The 2,854-nt window shown below is 32.4% G+C and carries 3 protein-coding genes; all 3 read left to right on the plus strand.

What is annotated here, in order from left to right; translation table 11 throughout:
- Positions 1-157 precede the first annotated feature (157 nt).
- Positions 158-445, plus strand: a complete 288-nt coding sequence (locus EAI80_RS12625) for a post-transcriptional regulator (RefSeq protein ID WP_117459770.1) — start codon at positions 158-160, stop codon at positions 443-445.
- A 116-nt stretch (positions 446-561) separates the two neighbouring features.
- The gene (gene recJ / locus EAI80_RS12630; protein WP_129982320.1) at positions 562-2,175 is read left to right on the plus strand and encodes a single-stranded-DNA-specific exonuclease RecJ; all 1,614 of its coding nucleotides are present in this window, start codon (positions 562-564) and stop codon (positions 2,173-2,175) included.
- 89 nt (positions 2,176-2,264) lie between these two features.
- On the plus strand, positions 2,265-2,777 hold the full coding sequence (locus tag EAI80_RS12635) for an adenine phosphoribosyltransferase (protein WP_117459774.1): 513 nt from the start codon (positions 2,265-2,267) through the stop codon (positions 2,775-2,777).
- Positions 2,778-2,854 lie beyond the last annotated feature (77 nt).

Consider the following 2,854-nt stretch of genomic DNA (forward strand, 5'->3'; position numbering starts at 1 on the left):
CACGGCAAGTTGATAATGTCCCAATTGGGACATTATCAACTTGGATACATTGAGACATTATCACATTGGAATCAGATATGTCACTACAAAATCATAATTAAGTCTTTTCATCGCCTCACAATTCTTATATAATGAGTATTCGTGGGAGCGTAAGAATATGGATATAGATTTATCAAAACCGCTTCCTGATGAAGTTGTATTTATCCTTCAAGCAAAAGCCTATGAGTTTCAGAAGGATGGCGTAGAAAAGATTGTTGCAGCAGAAATTGAAGATTATCTCAGAAACGTAGTATGGAGAAATAAAATCGCTATTACTTTTTGTGATATGATTGATGATATTATGTCTTTACAGTTCTCTACAATTTTTGAATATCTACAAGCTAAAGTCATTAAGGAAGCAGAAACTAAAAACTTAGCAGACTTTCAGAGTCTGATCATGAAATAACTTATTATTTCTATTAAAAGTGGCCTAAAAGCCACTTTTTGATTAGAACACTTATTTTGACTTTCATCTCTATATTGTTTAAGATGAATAGGTAGTAATTTTTTAAGAGGTTAATTATGAAATATAAAACGATAAAACTAAGTCATACTAATGAAATTATACAGACTTATGGTGTTAATTCTTTGATGGCTAAAGTAATAGAAAGTAAAAAAATAGATCAAAAACAATTTAAATCCTTTATGGATCCTCATCTTATTTATCATGATTTTTCTTTATTTGAAGAAGCAGATGAAACATTAGAACGTATTGAAGAAGCAATCGCAAATAAAGAAAAAATCTGTATTTATGGAGATTATGACTGTGATGGTATTCTAGCAACCACTATTCTTGTACAAGCTTTTCATGAAAGAGGAGTAGAAGTTGGATATCATATTCCTAATCGCTTTACTGATGGTTATGGGCTTAATACAACAAGAGTAGAACAGATGGCAGAGAAGGGCTACTCTCTCATTATTACTGTAGATAATGGAATCAAAGCATTTGATGCAGTAGAAAAAGCAGGAGAATTAGGTATTGATGTTATTATCACTGATCATCATGCCTTTGATGGTGAAGTACCAGTTGCTTATTCAATCATTCATACTAAAATGTCTCCTAAATATCCATTTAAAGAGATATGTGGTGGTTTTATTGCCTATAAGCTTGCAGCAGCTCTTTTAAAGCATCATGACCCTTATTTATTTACTCTAGCTTCTATTACAACTATATCTGACATGATGCCATTACTAGATGAAAATAGAAGTTTAGTAAGACGTGGTTTACAGTTTATGAAGCAATATAAATACCCCTCTTTAGAACTATTAAAAGGGAGTAGAGACTATAATGCCACAACTATAGGTTTCACAATAGCTCCCCGTATTAATGCCTTTGGACGCTTACCAGAACTAGTGAATCCTGTATATTTAGTTAAATATTTCTTAAAAGAAGCAGACCCGGCCTACCAAGAAAAGATTTCTAATTATGCATCTAAAATCAACTCTAAAAGACAATCATTAACCACTTCTTTATATAAAGAAGCAGTGACTGATACATCTTCACCTTGCTTATTTTATGGCTCAGAAAATATGCATGAAGGATTAGTAGGTCTAGTGGCAGGTAAATATACAAGAGAATATGAACAGCCAGCCTTTGTCATGCATTATAATCCTAAAGAAGAAATATATAAAGGAAGTGCAAGAGGAATTGATGGCTTTAATATTTATAATTTCTTTACTCATCATGAAGATCTTTTTGTGCAATATGGAGGTCATGCAAAAGCAGGAGGCTTTACTATTACTAAGTCTAACTATCCTTTAGTCTATGATGCCCTTATGAATGATATAAAAGGATGCCATTTTGAAGCCAGTGAGTCAGTTATTCCTATTACACTCACAGATACAACAATTTCTAATGTTGAGTCACTTGATTTACTTGCCCCTTTTGGTGAAGAAAACAAAGCACCATTATTTATTCTAGAAGATGTATCATGTCATCAAGTAGACCGTTTATCTGAAGGAAAACATTTAAAGTTTCATTTAGGAGATAATCAGGTCTCTGCCCTTGCTTTTAATAAAGGACAATTATATGATGAACTTGTTCATAAAGATTCTATGACTCTAGTTGGTACGTTATCTATCAATGTCTTTAGAGGTAATAAATCTATTAACTTTATTGTTGAGGATATCTTATAATTTAGTTAATCTGTAAGGATTTATTTTTAAGATTTTATGTTATTCATTGTTTTGTGATGATATAATAATATTGTATAGGAGGATTCGTTATGGATTTTAAACAGCATATTGCATCTATTCCAGGATTTCCAAAGGAAGGAATTATCTTCAGAGATGTAACACCTTTATTAGAAGATAAGGATGCATTCAAAGCTTGTATTGATGATTTAGCAGCACATGCAAAGGATTTAGGGGTTGACGTAGTTGTAGGCCCTGAATCAAGAGGGTTTATCTTTGGATGTCCTGTTGCTTTAGAATTAGGATGTGGCTTTGTACCAATCAGAAAGCCAGGTAAGTTACCTAGAGAAACTGTCAGCAAGAAGTATGATTTAGAATATGGATCAAATGAAATCTTCATGCATAAAGACAGTATTAAGCCAGGTATGAAAGTATTAATCGTTGATGATTTGCTTGCAACTGGTGGTACCGTAGAAGCTGCTGCTGCACTTATTGAAGAAATGGGTGGAGAAGTTGTAGGTATGGAATTTGTGATTGAATTAGAAGAATTAAAAGCTACTGAAAAACTAAGTAAATACAACATCTATTCACAGGTTAAATACTAAGGTAATTTAAAATAACTAGGGGTTTCCTAAATTTTAATTATCACGCAGTAAGGGGTGAATCTCACCCCTTATTTCTT

Source organism: Catenibacterium sp. co_0103 (genome assembly GCF_004168205.1).
In the GTDB taxonomy this organism is placed as follows: Bacteria; Bacillota_I; Bacilli_A; order Erysipelotrichales; family Coprobacillaceae; genus Catenibacterium; species Catenibacterium mitsuoka_A.

Coding starts and splice junctions, on each gene's coding strand:
- recJ (WP_129982320.1), top strand. CDS start 562: ATGAAATATAAAACGATAAAACTAAGTCATACTAATGAAATTATACAG.
- EAI80_RS12625 (WP_117459770.1), top strand. CDS start 158: ATGGATATAGATTTATCAAAACCGCTTCCTGATGAAGTTGTATTTATC.
- EAI80_RS12635 (WP_117459774.1), top strand. CDS start 2,265: ATGGATTTTAAACAGCATATTGCATCTATTCCAGGATTTCCAAAGGAA.